Source organism: Actinoplanes lutulentus, from assembly GCF_003259845.1.
Taxonomy (GTDB): Bacteria; Actinomycetota; Actinomycetes; order Mycobacteriales; family Micromonosporaceae; genus Actinoplanes; species Actinoplanes lutulentus.
The window spans coordinates 130,610-143,990 of sequence record NZ_QLMJ01000017.1; the positions used below are offsets into that span (position 1 = coordinate 130,610).

At 69.0% G+C, this 13,381-nt stretch carries 15 protein-coding genes; 6 read left to right on the forward strand and 9 right to left on the reverse strand.

Features of this window, described 5'->3' with window-relative positions; genetic code table 11:
* Positions 1-87: 87 nt before the first annotated feature.
* A complete protein-coding gene (locus B0I29_RS31630) occupies positions 88-933 on the reverse strand; it encodes a MerR family transcriptional regulator (protein WP_111652766.1) in 846 nt (281 codons plus the stop codon).
* A 36-nt stretch (positions 934-969) separates the two neighbouring features.
* Entirely contained in the window at positions 970-1,833 is an 864-nt protein-coding gene (locus tag B0I29_RS31635; RefSeq protein ID WP_111652767.1) for an alpha/beta fold hydrolase, read from the reverse strand.
* A 78-nt stretch (positions 1,834-1,911) separates the two neighbouring features.
* On the opposite strand from B0I29_RS31635, the gene B0I29_RS31640 reads away from it, so the two are divergent.
* The 3 genes from B0I29_RS31640 (at position 1,912) to B0I29_RS31650 (ending at position 5,539) form a co-directional block, all read left to right on the forward strand.
* A complete protein-coding gene (locus B0I29_RS31640) occupies positions 1,912-3,360 on the forward strand; it encodes a cryptochrome/photolyase family protein (protein ID WP_111652913.1) in 1,449 nt (482 codons plus the stop codon).
* 135 nt (positions 3,361-3,495) lie between these two features.
* Positions 3,496-5,196, forward strand: coding sequence for a hypothetical protein (locus B0I29_RS31645; RefSeq protein ID WP_111652768.1), 1,701 nt, complete (start codon positions 3,496-3,498; stop codon positions 5,194-5,196).
* A gap of 1 nt (position 5,197) precedes the next feature.
* A complete protein-coding gene (locus B0I29_RS31650) occupies positions 5,198-5,539 on the forward strand; it encodes a hypothetical protein (RefSeq protein ID WP_146616943.1) in 342 nt (113 codons plus the stop codon).
* Here the strand turns inward: B0I29_RS31650 and B0I29_RS31655 are convergent.
* On the reverse strand, positions 5,536-6,351 hold the full coding sequence (locus tag B0I29_RS31655; RefSeq protein ID WP_111652770.1) for a hypothetical protein: 816 nt from the start codon (positions 6,349-6,351) through the stop codon (positions 5,536-5,538). The genes B0I29_RS31650 and B0I29_RS31655 overlap by 4 nt on opposite strands.
* Positions 6,352-6,438: 87 nt before the next feature.
* On the opposite strand from B0I29_RS31655, the gene B0I29_RS31660 reads away from it, so the two are divergent.
* A complete protein-coding gene (locus tag B0I29_RS31660) occupies positions 6,439-7,236 on the forward strand; it encodes a class I SAM-dependent methyltransferase (RefSeq protein WP_111652771.1) in 798 nt (265 codons plus the stop codon).
* On the opposite strand, the gene B0I29_RS31665 is transcribed toward B0I29_RS31660, so the two are convergent.
* The 3 genes from B0I29_RS31665 to B0I29_RS31675 are packed head-to-tail and all read right to left on the reverse strand — an operon-like array spanning position 7,198 to position 8,788.
* Positions 7,198-7,623 (reverse strand): PIN domain-containing protein, encoded by a 426-nt coding sequence (locus tag B0I29_RS31665; protein ID WP_111652772.1) that lies wholly within the window; start codon positions 7,621-7,623, stop codon positions 7,198-7,200. The two genes, B0I29_RS31660 and B0I29_RS31665, sit on opposite strands and share 39 nt — an antisense overlap.
* Positions 7,624-7,627: 4 nt before the next feature.
* On the reverse strand, positions 7,628-8,071 hold the full coding sequence (locus B0I29_RS31670) for a hypothetical protein (RefSeq protein WP_111652773.1): 444 nt from the start codon (positions 8,069-8,071) through the stop codon (positions 7,628-7,630).
* A 15-nt stretch (positions 8,072-8,086) separates the two neighbouring features.
* Positions 8,087-8,788, reverse strand: coding sequence for an SIMPL domain-containing protein (locus tag B0I29_RS31675; protein ID WP_111652774.1), 702 nt, complete (start codon positions 8,786-8,788; stop codon positions 8,087-8,089).
* Positions 8,789-8,859: 71 nt separating this feature from the next.
* On the opposite strand from B0I29_RS31675, the gene B0I29_RS31680 reads away from it, so the two are divergent.
* Positions 8,860-9,858: a hypothetical protein gene (locus tag B0I29_RS31680; RefSeq protein WP_146616944.1), complete on the forward strand. Its 999-nt coding sequence runs from the start codon at positions 8,860-8,862 to the stop codon at positions 9,856-9,858.
* A 20-nt stretch (positions 9,859-9,878) separates the two neighbouring features.
* Here the strand turns inward: B0I29_RS31680 and B0I29_RS31685 are convergent, their stop codons facing one another.
* The 3 genes from B0I29_RS31685 to B0I29_RS31695 all read right to left on the reverse strand — a co-directional run bounded on the left by B0I29_RS31685 (position 9,879) and on the right by B0I29_RS31695 (position 12,602).
* The gene (locus tag B0I29_RS31685; protein ID WP_111652776.1) at positions 9,879-10,655 is read right to left on the reverse strand and encodes an inositol monophosphatase family protein; all 777 of its coding nucleotides are present in this window, start codon (positions 10,653-10,655) and stop codon (positions 9,879-9,881) included.
* Between the two features lie 363 nt (positions 10,656-11,018).
* Positions 11,019-11,897: a bile acid:sodium symporter family protein gene (locus tag B0I29_RS31690; protein WP_111652777.1), complete on the reverse strand. Its 879-nt coding sequence runs from the start codon at positions 11,895-11,897 to the stop codon at positions 11,019-11,021.
* Positions 11,898-12,140: 243 nt separating this feature from the next.
* On the reverse strand, positions 12,141-12,602 hold the full coding sequence (locus B0I29_RS31695) for a hypothetical protein (protein ID WP_111652914.1): 462 nt from the start codon (positions 12,600-12,602) through the stop codon (positions 12,141-12,143).
* Positions 12,603-12,689: 87 nt separating this feature from the next.
* Here B0I29_RS31695 and B0I29_RS31700 point away from each other — a divergent pair, with 87 nt between their 5' ends.
* Complete coding sequence (locus B0I29_RS31700) at positions 12,690-13,343, forward strand: hypothetical protein (RefSeq protein ID WP_111652778.1); 654 nt, start codon at positions 12,690-12,692, stop codon at positions 13,341-13,343.
* Positions 13,344-13,381: the final 38 nt, after the last annotated feature.

Consider the following 13,381-nt stretch of genomic DNA (forward strand, 5'->3'; position numbering starts at 1 on the left):
CCCAAGCCCAGGAAACCCAAGCCCAGGAAACCTAGCGCAGGAACCCGAGCGCAAGGAAGCGAACTCAAGACCCCCGGCGACCCGGGCTCAGGAAACCCGCACCGGCACCTGCATCTCGGTCACCCACTTGTCGAACTCGCCCGGCGGGCAGTCCAGGTAGACCTCGCGGGCGAACCCCGGCTCAGCAGCCCGATGGCCGTGGGCGTCGATCCAGGCGGCGATTGTTTGGCCTGTGCGGAAGGCCTCGGACATCGGGCCGTGGTGCAGGGCCGTCGCCGCGTGCTCGATCGGCGGCAGCGTGACCACCTCCATGCCCGTGTCCGCGCCCACCTCGGCCTCGCCGATCGGGAACGCCGCGTGCACCGCGATCGTCTCGTCGTCCGGGCCGGAGGGTGCCGGCTCGTACCAAGCGAGCGGCGCCCCCGTCATCGCCACCCCGTGCTCCTCCATCAGCTGCATCAGCCGTGGATAGAGCGGGCTCAGGTTCTCGGTGATCGACGACGGATGGTCGTAACCCGCGGCGATGCCGGACAGCTGCACGACCCGCGTCGCCGGGATGGACTTCAGGATGACGTCTCCGGTGTCCATGTGCCCCTCACTCTCGATCATGTGGAGACGTGCGTCGACCTGGGCCAGGCGTGCGGTGTCCTGCCGCATCCGAGTCTCCAGCTCGACCCGGCGCAGGCGCAGCATGCCGCGCAGCTGGGCGGGGTCGAGCTTCTCGTCGATCAGGGTCTGCACCTCGTGGAGGCTGAACCCCAGATCTTTCAGCGCCAGCACCCGGTTGAGCTGCCGCAGCTGCGCGGCCGTGTAGAACCGGTAACCGCTGTGCGGCTCGACGAACGCAGGACGCACCAGGCCGATGGCGTCGTAGTGGCGCAGCATGCGCACCGACACCCGGCCCAGGCCGGCGAATTCTCCAATACTGAACATGGTCCGCCCATCATCGGCTCTGACACCGTGTCAGGGTCAACGGGCGGCGAGCGTCTCCTTCAGCTTGACCGCGAACTCCTCCGGCTTGCCGGCGTACCCGAACTCGCCGCCCAGGAACCCACCGTGATGACTGGGGAAGACCGTCGCCTCCTGGCCCAGCAGCGCCGCGAGGCCCTGAGCGGTGCGAGCCGTGTATGTCCCCGCCGACTCCTCACCGACCGCGACCACGATCCGGGTGGGTGCGGCGGCCAGCGCGGCAGCGTCGGGAACGTAGTCGCTGATGGCCCAGGAGTTTTTCGACAGCAGCGGGTCGTCGCGGCTGCCGTCGTCGACGGCCGGCATGCCGAACGCGGCCGGGTCGGGCAGCGGCTGGGCGAAGAACTCGTCGGTGAACTCGCCCTGCCAGGAGGTCATCACGATGAACGCGGCCATCCCCGCGCTGCCGCCTTTCTCCTGGTACGCGTCGTGGAAGCGGGCCCGGGCGCGCTCGGCCGCCGCCGCGTCGGGGAGCACCGCGTTGATCGGCGGCTCGTGCGCGACCAGGGTGGTGACGTCACCCGGATAGGCGGCGACGAGCTCGAGCGCGGTGACCGCTCCGCCGCTGCTGGCGAAGACGTCGACAGGGCCGGCGCCCAGCGCCTCGATGAGCCGGTGCAGGTCGAGGGCTTGATCCTGCGGGGTGTGGTCGGTCCGGCCGTCCTTGCGGACACTGCGGCCCAGACCACGCGGGTCGTAGGTGACGACGGTCCGGTCGGTGAAGTGCTCGGCGAGGGCGACGAAGCCCTCCGCCGACATCGGCTGCCCGATCATGAGCAGAATGGGCAGACCACCGGGCCCGCGCACGTCATAAACGAGATCCACGTCCGGGGTGGCCAGGGTGTTCGTCTGCGGCTGCGTCATGAACCGACCCTACGACCGGGGTGTGACGTTTTCACGGACCCACATCGGATCGGGTGACGCTGAGGCAGCATGGCGGACATGAGACGCCGGTGGCTGTTCGCCGACCAGCTGGGCCCGCACTTCCTCGACGAGCCCGGGCAGTCCGTGCTGCTCATCGAGTCGAAGGCGGTGTTCCGGCGCCGCGCCTTCCACCGGCAGAAGGCCCACCTGATCCTGTCCGCGTTGCGGCATCGTGCCGAGGACGACAATGTCCGGCTGATCCGCGCCGACACCTACGCCGAGGCCGTCACCGACGAGGTCACCGTCTGCCATCCCACCTCGCGCGCCGCCCGCGACCTGGTGAAACGTATGAAGAACGTGGAAATGCTGCCACCGCGCGGGTTCGTCACCGACCCGCAGGACTTCGTCGCCTGGGCGCGCGGGCGCGACCACCTGCGCCTCGAGGACTTCTATCGGTACGCCCGCCGCCACCACGACGTGCTGATGGACGGCGACGAGCCGACCGGCAACCGGTGGAACTTCGACGCCGACAACCGGGAACCGCCACCGCAGAGCCTGGACATCCCCACTCCCCCGGCGATCGTCGAGGACGACATCGACGAGCAGGTCCGCGTTGACCTGGACCGCTGGGAACGCGAGGACGGCATCACGTTCGTCGGCAACGACGGCCCGCGGCTGTTCCCGGCCACCCGTAAGGAGGCCCTCGCCCGGCTGCGGCACTTCCTCACCCACCGGCTGCCGACGTTCGGCCCCTATGAGGACGCGATGCTCGCCGGTGACCCGCTGATGGCGCACAGCATGCTCAGCCCGGCGATCAATCTCGGACTGCTCGACCCGGTCGAGGTCATCGAACGCGCCGAGCGCGCCTACCGCGAGAACAAGGCTCCGCTGGCGAGCGTCGAGGGCTTCGTCCGGCAGATCCTCGGCTGGCGCGACTTCGTCTGGCACCTCTACTGGTACTTCGAGCCGGACTACCGCGCCGCGAACGAGCTCACCGCACGACACGAGCTGCCGAAGTGGTTCACCAGCCTGGACGCCGACGCGGTCGAGGCCCGCTGCCTCTCCGACGTCCTCGCCGGTGTCCGCGACCGCGGCTGGGTGCACCACATCCCGCGGCTCATGGTTCTCGGCAACTACGCGATGCAGCGCGGCTGGCGGCCCGGCGCGGTCGCCGACTGGTTCCACCGCTCGTTCGTCGACGGCTACGAATGGGTGATGACCGCCAACGTGATCGGAATGAGTCAGTTCGCCGACGGCGGCCGGATGAGCAGCAAGCCCTACGCGTCCGGTGGCGCCTACATCAACCGGATGAGCGACTACTGCGGCGGCTGCCGTTATGACCCGAAAGTCCGCGTCGGCGACCACGCCTGCCCCTACACGGCCGGCTACTGGAGTTTCCTCGCCCGCAACGAAAGCCGCCTCGAAGGCAACCACCGCATGCGCCAGCCCCTGCAGGGCCTGCATCGCCTCAGCGACCTGGACGCCCTGCTCGACCAGGAGAAATCCCGCGGCTCGCACGCTCCGTGACCCTCACCCCGAGCACCGCGCCGCGGCCTTTCGGCCACAAAGGACCGATGGGGTACGCGTAAAGCACAAGTAGGCGGCCCATATCGACCTTACGGACCATGCCCCGATAGCGATCACCGCCAATATGGTCGTCGGGTGGCCCAACCCGAACCGCCGCTCGGCACGCCCTCGTACACGCCCGCCGACCAGTTCAGTGACACCACGCGCGGCCTGTGCAGCGCGGCTTACGTGGACATCGAGTACGCCAACGCCGTGATCGGCGAGGTGCTCGAGTCGGAACGCAAGGCGGTGCCGCCGTCGTTCGGCTTCGACCTCGACCCGGTGCTGCGGCACTGCCTGCGCGCCCGCCGCCTGCTGATCATCCGGTACGCGATGGTCACCGCGGTCCTGATCATCGGTACCTGCCTGAGTGGCTGGTGGACGCTGTCCTGGCTGGGCCTGTGCTCGGTGATCATGATGGCCCGGGCCGGGCGCGGCGGCCGGCTGCGCGTGCTGCGCTTCGGCCTGTTCACCGCACTGATCATCGGGTTCGTCTGCCTGGTGCTGCTGTTCCTGCTGGTGGTCGGGCTCGGGCTGATGGTGGATGCGGTGCCGGACTGGCTGGCCGAGCGCCTGCTCCAGTTCGCCGAGACACCCACCGCCTCGACCATGATCGAAAGCGGCGTCGGCGGCCTCGCCCTGGTCGCGCCGATCCTGCTGACGATCGCGATGGCCGGGGTTCTCTTCATCTCCCGCTGGTTCGCGTACAACATCATGTTCAGTGAGCTGGCGCCCGGCGTGCAGGCGACGCTGCCGCGGACCGGCATCGAGCGGGTGGAGCGGCGGCTCGCGGCGGTGGCGCGGATGCAGCGCGGCAACATCGCGGTGCACGACCACAACCCGTTCGCCGGGGCCGGTGGGCTCAAGCACGGCTGGTCGTTCGCGATCCGGCTGCGCCCGCGCGACGGTGACCGGGTCGAGCTGGATCCGCACGAGCTGAACCGGCGGGTCAACGCCGCGGTCCTCGGCATGCGTGACACCCGGTTGCGCGACGGCGAGCGGATCCCGAACGTCTACACGGTCCCGTACGTCGCTGCCGACGGCTCACGGCGCAGCGACGACCCGATGATCGACCGGCAGACCCGTACCCCGTTCACCCGGGCGTCCGACGAGACGATCGCCGCGATCGAGGCTTGCCCACAGGGTGGCCTGCGGCATTACCTGCGCGTCGTGGTCCCGGCCAACGGCAAGAAGATCACCACCCCGGCCGGTCACCCCGTCCTGCCCGCGCAGGACAGCGGCGTCTCGGTCACCGCATTCGTTCATCTCGCGGTCGAGGGCGGCCTTCTGTACGCCGAATTCGTGGCCCACGTCCTTCCCCCGCTGCGCACCGAGTACCGGATCGCCGACAACCTGCGTGCCGACCGGGTGCTGTCGCGGTCCTGGTCGGACACGCTGCGGCTGTACGTCCTCGACAATCTGTACGGCCCGTGGCTGCTGCTGCGCGTGGGCTGGGACGCGCTATGGCTCTCGCATCGGATGGCCAAGTCGGCCCGCAACGCCGACGAGTACCGTTTCTACGACTACGGCTCCCTGTTCAGCGTGCGGGACCTGGCCGGCCGCGAGACCGGCAAGTTCATGCAGAAACTGGACTCGTCGAAATACATCAAGCTGCTCGACAAGACGGTCACCGAGGCGGTCATCGGGTACCTGCGGGAGCAGGGCGTCGACACCGGCGAGTTCGAGACCAACGTGGCGAACTACACCTTCGGCGACCTGGTGTTCCACGGCGGCGTGCAGAGCTTCGGCGGCACCAACACGGTGACCCAGCAGAACCGGACCAAGGGTGGTGCGTGACATGCCCGATTCCCACTTCAACTTCGGCGACGTCAACTTCCAGGGCGGCGTCCAGAACTTCGGCGGCGAGAATACCGTCCACCAGACCAACTACTACGACCTGAGCCCGCGCGAGCAGGTCGAGACCCATCTGGCCACGCTGCGCCAGGACCACCCGGACACGGCCCTCGCACAGCGCGAGATCTCGGTCATCGAGGAGGGCCTGACCCGGCCGACGCCGGAGAACCGCCGCCGCCTCGACACCGCTCTGCATCGGCTCGCGGAGAGCACGGGCAATGCGCGTACGGCGGCCGAAGCGATCGTCGCGATCAGCGCGATCGTGGCGGCTAGCTGGCCTTTCTAGATGTTCTTGTTGGTTCGCTTGGCGAAGCCGAGCGGGGTGGCGACCGGGTTCCAGGCCGCGACGAACTGCTTCTTCGCGGCCTGGGCCAGGTCCGACGACGACTGACCACGGGCCCAGGCGGCGCTGCGCGACGACGAATCGGCGCAGTCACCCGCGACGGCCGGCTCGGCCCAGGCGACGAAGTGCTCGTCGGCGTCGAGGGAGTGACCGAGCGCGGTGGTGAGCGCCGAGCGCAGCGTCTCCCCGCCGGCGAGCCCGGACAGATCGGCGGCCTCGACCTCGCTGATCTGCTGGCGGCGCTCCACGCCGACCTCGCGCATGTCGGCGAGCGCACTGGTGATCCGGTCGCAGCCGCCGACGGCTTTGATCGCCGCGTTCAGCTTGCCGCGGCTGGCGACGCTGCGATCCAGGATCGCGTCGATGACCGCGGCCTGTTCCTGCGGGTTCGCGGTGGGCTCGGGCGCCGGGGAGGTCGTCGGTGGCGTGGTCGAGTCGGTGGTCGGATCCGTGGTCGGCACCGGATCGGTCGTCGTCGGCACAGGACCGGGCCCCGGACCGGGACCGGCCACCGGATCGGGGTCGCGACTCGCGATCACCACACCGATGACGACGACCAGGAGCAGCAGCACCACACCCGCCGCGATCAGCGGCAGCGGGGACGAGAAGCGCCGGGGTTGCGCGTACGCAAAGGTGGGTTCTTCGAAAGCCGGCTCCTCGTGAAAAGGAACAGACCGGCTGCCCAGAGTCGCGTTGCAGCGAGCGCAGAAGGTCGCGGACGGGTCGTTGTCGAGGCCACACGACGAGCACACCATGCGGTCAAGGCTATCGATGGATCAGTCCATCAGGGACCCACCGTATATCCGTTGCCACACTCAGTACGGCTGATCGACCATCAACCGATGGCGACCATCGATGCGATCAGCGGCTACTATGACCGGGGCGGCGAGGTGGCGCGGCTGCACGCCGGCCGCGGCCGGCTGGAGTTCCTGCGAACCCAGGACGTCCTGCGGCGACGATTGCCGGCCGCCCCGGCGCGGATCCTCGACGTCGGCGGCGGCGCCGGCGCGCACGCGCGCTGGCTGGCCGCCGACGGATATCCGGTGCGGCTGGTCGACCCGATGCCGCTGCACGTCGAGCACGCCGGGGCGATCGACGGCGTGGACGCGGTCCTCGGCGACGCCCGCCGGCTCGACGAGCCGGACGCCGCCTATCAGGCGACACTGCTGCTCGGGCCGCTCTATCACCTGCCTGACCGCGACGAGCGAGTGACGGCGCTGCGTGAGGCCGCCCGGGTCACCGCGCCGGGCGGGGTCGTCGCCGCCGCCACGATCAGCCGGTACGCCGGGCTCTACGACACCCTGATCCGGGGCCGGTACCCCGAACCGGAGGTTCGCCGGATCACCGACGCGGAGCTGGTCACCGGGGTGCACGAGCCGTTCGACCAGGACCTGTTCACCCTCGCGTACTTCCACCACCCCGACGAGATCGCGGGCGAGTTCGCCGACGCCGGGCTGACCGGGGCGACGACGTACGCGCTGGAGGGCGGCGCCTGGTTGTTCGCGGATCGGGACGGGTGGCTCGAGGGCGATGAGCGTACCCAAGCCTTGCTTGAAGCGCTCCGGAGCGTCGAAGAGGAACCGGCGATGTTCGGGATCAGCTCACATCTGCTGACCGTCGCGGTGCTCGGCGGCGAGTAGCGCGTGCACCGGGGCCACCGGGACGATGTTCTCCGCGATGGCGGCCAGGTCGGCGTCGACAGTGACCAGGGCGTCGGCCTGCAGCCGGGTCACCGCGAGGTACTCGGCGTCGCGCAGGGTGTCCCAGTCCTGCTCCCGGGCGATCCGCCAGGCCGTCGTGCGCGACACCCGGTCGCCGAGCAGCCGCATCTTGAGCTCGGTGATCCGCTCGTGGGTGTCCAGAGCCGACCGATCGGTACGCTCGCCGCGGCGCACGTCGCGCAGCAGCAGCTGCAACGCCTCCGAGCGGATGCTGTTCGGCGCGACCAGCTGATGACCGGGATCGACGGTCAGCGCGTTGTCGACGAGATGCAGCAGGGTGGGTGCGTCGATGACGAATCGGGCCATGTCATCAGCCTGCCAGGAACTCCTGGATGTGCGCGGCCGGCGTCAGCAGGGTGACCGAGGAGGCGTCCGAGAAGATCAGGCGCAGGCGCCCGGCCTCCTCCTCGGTGGCCGCGTCGAGGTCCGTGCGGGGGCACTCCCAGCGCGGGCGCAGCGATGCCGAGCGCCGGGACAGGACGATCAGCCGGCTGCTGGTCAGGGCCAGGACCCGGGGTTCGGTGACCAGGCGGATGTGCGCGTCCAGGCCGACGGCGAGGCTGTGCGCGGTGCCCTGGACGTCCTCGCGGAAACCGGGGCCGCGGCCGCGCCGCCGGAACCGCAGCGGTGACAGCTCGGACCAGGTGAGCTTCATCGGCGTACGCTCCTCGGCGCGGCTCACCCAGATGGCGGCGCGGCATTCCTCGCCGGGTTGCAGATGCTCGCGCACCATGGTCACGATCTCGTCCGTCACCCGGCGAGGATACGGCTACGCGGTACCGAGGGCCCACTCCACGGTGATCGTCACGGTCAGCCCCTGCCGGCCCGGTTCGATCGCCAGCGCGGAGTCGTACGCCGCCAGGTTCTTGTGGCCGCCGCTGGCCCACAGGCTCGGGGCGTCCTCGCTCACCTTGACGACGCGGCCGAGCGGGCGGCCCGCCTCCTTGGCGTAGAGCGCGGCCTTCGCGCGGGCGTTCGCGAACGCCTTCTTGCGGGCCTCGGTGAGCAGCGCCTCGTCGTCCTCGATCGCGAACGACACACCGTTGAGCCGGGCCGCGTCGCCGCCCGCTTTGATGGCGTCGGACATCAGTGTCCCGGCTTTCGCCAGGTTCCGGATCTTCGCGGTGAGGCCCTGGCTCACGCTGTAGCCGGTGATCTTCTCGTGCTCGTCGCGTCGCGCGCTGATGCTGACATCGGCGGTCTGCAGGTCGGCCTTGGTGATCCCGGCGCGGACGAGGGTTTCGCGCATCCGGGTGGCCGCCGTGCTGGCGCGGTCGAGCGCTTCCTTGACCGTTGCGGCGGTGGTTTCCACGGCGAAGTTCGCGGTGAGCAGGTCCGGCACGCCGGAGACCTCGCCGGCGCCGGTCACCACGATGCTCTCCCGGTCCTCGGTGGTGGCGGCGTGAGCGGCGCTGCCACCTCCCGAGACGAACGTGAGAAGGGCGGCGAGGACGACAAGTGATCTCTTCATCGTCCTATTTTGCCGCTTTTATGCTAAAAGTACCGCAATATCGGATTTTAACATTTTAAGAGGTGTCCGTCATGAAGCGGCTAGCCATGCTCTCCGCCCTCACCCTCATCGCCCTGCCCCTGCCCGCCCACGCGGCCGGCACGGACACCGCATTCGGCGTCATCTCCTCGACTCAGGGCCCAAGCGAACCCGACACCTGGCAGAATTTCGTACGCCTCTACGACATCCAGCGCGAGCGATACCAGAGCCCCATCGGGATCCGGCTGTTCAGCGGCGGCAGACTGCCCCTGCCCGGCGAGCCCTCGATGGTCGGCCGGCTGCTCGACTGGGCGATCCGCAAGCACCCCGAGGAAATCATCACGATCTCCCACCGGGTCCGTGACGACGCCCGGCTGCGCCAGTTCCTGGACGTGGTGAAGGATCGCGGGATCCGCGTCTCGGTCATCTACTTCCACGAGGCGCAGGCGGCCTGGTTCAAACACCGCGACCGGGCCGCCGAGCCTTCGGCGTACCAGGCCGCCTATCGCAAGTACCGGGACATCATCGACCGTCACCCCGCGCACGCCCAGGTCACCCTGGAGAAGAACCTGATGTGGTACTGGCAGCGGTTCAACACCAGCGAGTTCCCCACCAGCGACTGGCGACGGTACGTGGGCACCAACGACCCGGCCGACCTGCTGTCCTGGGACACGTACACCTTCCCCGGTGTCCCGCCGAGGATCGAGAGTTACTCCACGCCGGACGAGTTCTTCCGCTACGCCCGCGACGCCTGGCGCGAGTTCCGCATGCAGTGGGGCGTCGGCGAGATCGGCTCCACCGTGCAGGACGGCACCGACGCCGATCGGGCATGGGACCCCGACGGCAAAAAATTCACTTCTTGGGTACGCACCATCGCCGCGGCCGCCGCGAATCCGCAGACGATCGACGGGTCCTATGCCGGAATGCCGCCCGCGAAGTTCGTGAAGTGGTGGTGCGCCCGCGACGCCAAGGACATCGAACTCGGCCTGGAGCAGGTGCCGTCAGCAGTGGATCTGTACCGGCCCCTGATCCAGGCGTATCCGCTGAAGTAGCCGCGTCATCCGGCAGGGATTCAGGCGGCTTTCCGGACCTTTTCCGACAGCTCCGCCCACAGCGCCGGGCCGGCGCCGATCGTCAGCTCGGTCGAGAAGTCCGCATCCCGGCCCCCGAGGACCACGCCGGCCTCCCGGGCGATCAGCGCACCGGCGGCGATGTCCCACAGCTTCGTGTCCAGAGCCACGCCACCGTCAAGCCGGCCACAAGCCAGATAGACCAGATTCAGCGCGGCCGGAAGACGGCGGATGTCCCCGGCGAGCGGCAGCACTTCCCGAATGAGGCGCCCGGCCCGATCCTTCGTCCGAGGATTGGGCTGGAAGCTGACCCCGATCAAGGCCTCAGCCAGCGACCCACCACCCGACGCCGAGATCACCTCGCCGTTGAGCAGCGCTCCCCCACCGTCAACAGCGCTGAAGGTCTCCCCGGCGACAGGCTCGTGCACCACCGCCATCCGAGCCTCGTCACCCTGATAGAGCGCGATGCACACCGACCAGGGCCCGGTACGGCTGATGTAATTCCGCGTCCCGTCCAGCGGATCGATGACCCATTTCCAGCCGCTGGCCCCGTCCCGCCCGTGCCCCTCCTCGGCCTGCACCGCGTCATCCGGCCACGCGGCCCGGATCGCATCGACGATGAGCTGCTCACTGTCGATATCAACATCGGACACGACATCGTTGGCATGCGCCTTGGGCGCGCCAACCCGCAGAGTGTCACGCCGATCGATCTGCAACCGCCCGGCCCGAACCGCCAGCCCGACCGCAAGCTCCCGCGCCGCGCCAAGATCTCTATCCATCACACGAACGCTATCGGAAGCCCACCGAGCCGCATTTCGAGCCGCGCCGAGCTGTACCGAGCCGGGCTGGGTTGGGCTGGGCTGGGTTTGGCTGGGTTTGGCCGCTGAGCCGAACAGGCCCGTGCCGTGCTGAGCCGGGCCGTGCTGAGCAGGGCAGCGCAGGCCCGCGCCGCGCTGAGCTCTCGGTGCGGCGGGGCGAGCCGTAGCTCAGACATGCCATCGGGCAGCGAAAACGTGGCTGGACGACGGCTCGCACCCCCCGGCCGTAGTCCAGACGTCTTATGAGAGTCCGATTACATGGCTGAGCGACGGCTCACCCCGTGCACCGGCCCGCCCGATCTGTCAGATCGGAGCTGGGCCGCCCTATCCGGCGGCCGGCACGCTCTCCTTGCGCCGGGTGACCAGGTAGCCGAAGGCGGCGGCCGTGAAGAACATGACGATGCCGTACACCGCCGCCGGGATCGCCATCTCGGTGTTGTTCAGCAGGGTCGGGCTGACCGCGATCGTGATCGCCAGGGTGCTGTTGTGGATGCCGATCTCCATGCCGACCGCGATCGACTCGCGCCTGCCGACGCCGGCCAGCCTCGGTGCGCCGTACCCAATGGCCAGGCTCACGACGTTGAAGAGCAGGACCGCCAGGCCGACAGCGACGAAGTAGGCGGCGACGTTCTCACGTTCTTTGACGACCGTACCCACGATGACCGCGACCAGAACGATGACCGAGAGAATCTTGACCGGCCGCGCCAGGCGGTCGGCGACCGCCGGGAACCGTGACCGCAACGCCATACCGATGGCGACCGGCACGAGCACGATCGCGAACACCTGCAGCACCTTGTCGAACTGAAGGCCGATGGACCCGGCGTCGGGCAGGAAGTACCCGGCCGAGAGGTTCACGACGATCGGCAGCGTGACGACCGCGAGCACCGAGTTGACCGCGGTGAGGGTGACGTTGAGCGCGACGTGCCCACCGAAGAGATGGCTGTACAGGTTGGCCGTGGTCCCGCCGGGTGACGCCGCGAGCAGCATCATGCCGACGGCGAGCGCGGGCGGCAGATCCAGCGCGACGACAAGTCCGAAACAGAGCACCGGCAGCAACAGCACCTGACAGCCGAGCGCGATCAGAGCCGGCCGCGGATAGCTCACGACGCGGCGAAAATCGGCGACGGTCAAACCCAGTCCGAGGCCGAGCATGATGATGCCGAGTGCGACAGGCAACCCGACAGCCGTCAATGGCGAGTCCATGCCGCCGGATTCTGCCGGAGCAACCTGAAGCGAGGAATCCTCACTTCAGCCGCTCCCGCCAGATCACCACTCTCAGGTATAGAGACGACGGACAATGCGTGGTCAACAGCCCTCTACGACCTCGCGCGCGGTCCCCACATCCCCGTCGCAGACGCCGAAGGCCGCCAAGATCGAGATGCCGGCCGGCGTCGGCTTGGACTATCAGTCAGCCCAAGACCTCTGGCGCGCGGCGACGACTGACCCTCACATGGTGTTCAGCTGCTGGGTGACTCGTTCCAGGCCATCTCTGATCAACTGCCCGTACTCGTCGTCGCCGAGCGCACCCATCCCCTCCCGCGCCCGCTCCAGATACTCCCGGGCAAGCCCCACCTCACCCAGCTTCCGATAACACTCACTGACATTCAGATGCAGCGACGGATACAACCCCGCCACCGTCAACGGCACCCCCGCCTCCCCCACCCGCTCATCGCTGAGCAGGTCAGCCGCCGCCAGCGCCCGCAGATCCCAGACCAGCTCCTCGCCGGCATCGTCCTGCACGTCAGCCATCGCATGCGCGAGAACACAGACGTGCAACGGATCCCCCAGCTCCCCGCCGATCTCGTCCCAGACCTCGGCGAACAACACCCGCGCGGCATCACGCGAACCCTGATGGTGGTGCAGCGACACACCCTGACCGATACGCGCGAGCACCTGATCGGTGACCATCGGCAGATACTCCACCGCTCCTGAGACCGACTCAATGCGTCAGCCGAAATTTCTCGACCCGGCGAACCCTGTGCCGATGATGCGGCCGTGACAGAACAGGCCGACCGCTTCACGCTGACGACCGGCCCCGACGGACGGGGTCTGCTTACCCTGGCGCTCCGCCGCCATCCCCGGGCGAGCGCAGAGGGTTACGCCCGGGCACAACGCTATTGGGCGTGTGGTCCCTCGGGTGCGCAGCCGCGATGGTTCGCGCTCGACGGACGCCTGAGCGATCTGCAACGTCCCCTCGACCACGCCGACGACGCGCGGCAGGCCGTGGAGGCGCACGCCGCCGCACAGGCGTACCTGCCGGGCGTCTCCTGCTCCGGGTGCGGTAACCGTTGCTGGCAGCCGCTGAACCGGGTAGCCGTGACCCGATACGTCCTGACCGGCGCCACCGGCGTCTGCCTGACCTGCCACGACCCGTCGAGCACCGCCGAGCCCGCCGCCACGAAACCCACCCATGCCCCACCGCCTCCGCCTCCCTCGTGGGTGTCACAGCCCGCGCCCGACAGCTGGGCACCCCCACAGGTCGTGGACGCCAGGGTCGTGGGCGGGGAGGTGACAGTCCGCGTGAACGCGGCGACCGCCGCCATGCTGGTCAACGCCACCGGCGGCGACTCCCACGCGATGTCGACGCTGGTCAACGAGCTGGTCTCACGCCACTTCGGCACCCGGCGCGCGATAGGCCAGTTCCTCTAGCCGCCCAGCAAACCCTCGACGGCGTCGGCGAGCGCGAC

Bases quoted from the DNA above. Each gene is read 5' to 3' on its own strand.
- B0I29_RS31665 (WP_111652772.1), bottom strand. From the start codon at position 7,623: ATGGCCCGATTCGTCATCGACGCACCCACCCTGCTGCATCTCGTCGAC.
- B0I29_RS31655 (WP_111652770.1), bottom strand. From the start codon at position 6,351: ATGGTGTGCTCGTCGTGTGGCCTCGACAACGACCCGTCCGCGACCTTC.
- B0I29_RS31695 (WP_111652914.1), bottom strand. From the start codon at position 12,602: ATGGTCACCGATCAGGTGCTCGCGCGTATCGGTCAGGGTGTGTCGCTG.
- B0I29_RS31660 (WP_111652771.1), top strand. From the start codon at position 6,439: ATGGCGACCATCGATGCGATCAGCGGCTACTATGACCGGGGCGGCGAG.
- B0I29_RS31680 (WP_146616944.1), top strand. From the start codon at position 8,860: ATGAAGCGGCTAGCCATGCTCTCCGCCCTCACCCTCATCGCCCTGCCC.
- B0I29_RS31690 (WP_111652777.1), bottom strand. From the start codon at position 11,897: ATGGACTCGCCATTGACGGCTGTCGGGTTGCCTGTCGCACTCGGCATC.
- B0I29_RS31650 (WP_146616943.1), top strand. From the start codon at position 5,198: ATGCCCGATTCCCACTTCAACTTCGGCGACGTCAACTTCCAGGGCGGC.
- B0I29_RS31640 (WP_111652913.1), top strand. From the start codon at position 1,912: ATGAGACGCCGGTGGCTGTTCGCCGACCAGCTGGGCCCGCACTTCCTC.
- B0I29_RS31685 (WP_111652776.1), bottom strand. From the start codon at position 10,655: ATGGATAGAGATCTTGGCGCGGCGCGGGAGCTTGCGGTCGGGCTGGCG.
- B0I29_RS31635 (WP_111652767.1), bottom strand. From the start codon at position 1,833: ATGACGCAGCCGCAGACGAACACCCTGGCCACCCCGGACGTGGATCTC.
- B0I29_RS31675 (WP_111652774.1), bottom strand. From the start codon at position 8,788: ATGAAGAGATCACTTGTCGTCCTCGCCGCCCTTCTCACGTTCGTCTCG.
- B0I29_RS31630 (WP_111652766.1), bottom strand. From the start codon at position 933: ATGTTCAGTATTGGAGAATTCGCCGGCCTGGGCCGGGTGTCGGTGCGC.